Consider the following 1,358-nt stretch of genomic DNA (forward strand, 5'->3'; position numbering starts at 1 on the left):
ATGCGCGTGATAACAAAAAGCATAGACGCTCCCACCGCCTCCACAATAAATTGCTTCATGGGCGTTAGAAGGCCTATGCTTCTTTGGTAGAGAAACCGCGCTCCAGTGGGTGCTCGACCTCTCTACCTTTGTCTATATTATATCACTTATTTTATCTTACGGGTAGAGTTAAATCCCTTTCGTACCTCTAAAATAGCTTAGGCATAGGGTTTTTGTTTCATTTCAAAAAATTCAAAAAGGGAACTTTTTGCACGGAAGAGGGCGGCGTTCTCATTCTCCGAACATTCCCACCCCCGATAAAAAAGATAGGGGGTATTGCCGAACAATTAACGCCTGCTTTAGTGTTAGCCGTTATCTTAGCTTTGATTCAGCAACACCTCGTCCAAAGCTTCCATTGCTTTCTTTTTCTCTCTAAAGAATTTTGACTTACCAATTTCTAGTCTATCTTGTGCTTCAGTCAGTGTCTGACTGTTGATTATAGTGATCAATACTAGAACAAGTTTCATGTCTTTAACTCCATAAACGTACTCAAGTAATCTTTGACGCTCTTGGTGTAACTGTTCAATATGTTTCAACATATAATCGTTTTTATCCAAATAAGCCACCGTTTTAGCTTCCTGTGCGTTTGTTGTGCTGGTCTGCACTCTTGTATCAGAATAGCCGTGAGAGCCGTAAACTAGGCTTAGAGTCGCTTGTCGGTCTTCTTCCAAATCTCTGATAAACTTAGGAATCGTTTGTAACTCTTTGATTAGCTGTTTAGCGTCCATATTACCCTCCGTGGTATAATGATAAAGCAATGTTTATTAACACGGAGGACGGTCAGCGATGGCTGTCTTTTTTGTTCCTAATCTAACGTCGTTTCCGACATTTGCCTATATTATTTCATGTTCTTAGGTTTTCTTAGGGTTATTTCAAGTTTTATCAAGTTTTTTCAAGTTCTCGTACCCAACAATTCCCAACATTTAGGGATACCCCCCCTTACGCGTGAGAAGACAAATATTTGGATAGTTGACCCTCTCCATCGGTTTCCCAATCAATGTGATCAGCCATTTTATATTAGGCGGGGGGATGGGGAGCTTTTCCTATCCAAGCTATTCATCTATCGCTGTTTTTATATAAGGTTTTTTAAGGTTTTACAGCACAATAGACGCCCTAAAATAAGGCGTCCTTTTTTATACTGCCCAATTTGTAAAATTAAGCTAGACAGAAAAAGCCATCTATGTTAGGCTCAGATAAACTACCACATTTGTCTGAAAGGAACTAACATAAATGACCTACACTCATCTTACCACAAACGAACTTGTTATGATAGAGGCATACTACCAAGAAGGTGCAACAGTCAGTGCTATTGTTGCGTC

Annotated in this window: 1 protein-coding gene and 1 pseudogene; one reads left to right on the forward strand and one right to left on the reverse strand. The window is 39.8% G+C overall.

Annotated features, from left to right (window positions below; all coding sequences use genetic code 11):
* Positions 1 to 356: 356 nt before the first annotated feature.
* Positions 357 to 767, reverse strand: coding sequence for a hypothetical protein (locus ACMZ6U_RS10390; RefSeq protein ID WP_416108342.1), 411 nt, complete (start codon positions 765 to 767; stop codon positions 357 to 359).
* A 502-nt stretch (positions 768 to 1,269) separates the two neighbouring features.
* Between ACMZ6U_RS10390 and ACMZ6U_RS10395 the strand changes: the two are divergent.
* Positions 1,270 to 1,358 (forward strand): annotated as a pseudogene (locus tag ACMZ6U_RS10395) (IS30 family transposase); the annotation flags it as partial.

Source organism: Streptococcus pluranimalium (assembly GCF_047785745.1).
In the GTDB taxonomy this organism is placed as follows: Bacteria; Bacillota; Bacilli; order Lactobacillales; family Streptococcaceae; genus Streptococcus; species Streptococcus pluranimalium_B.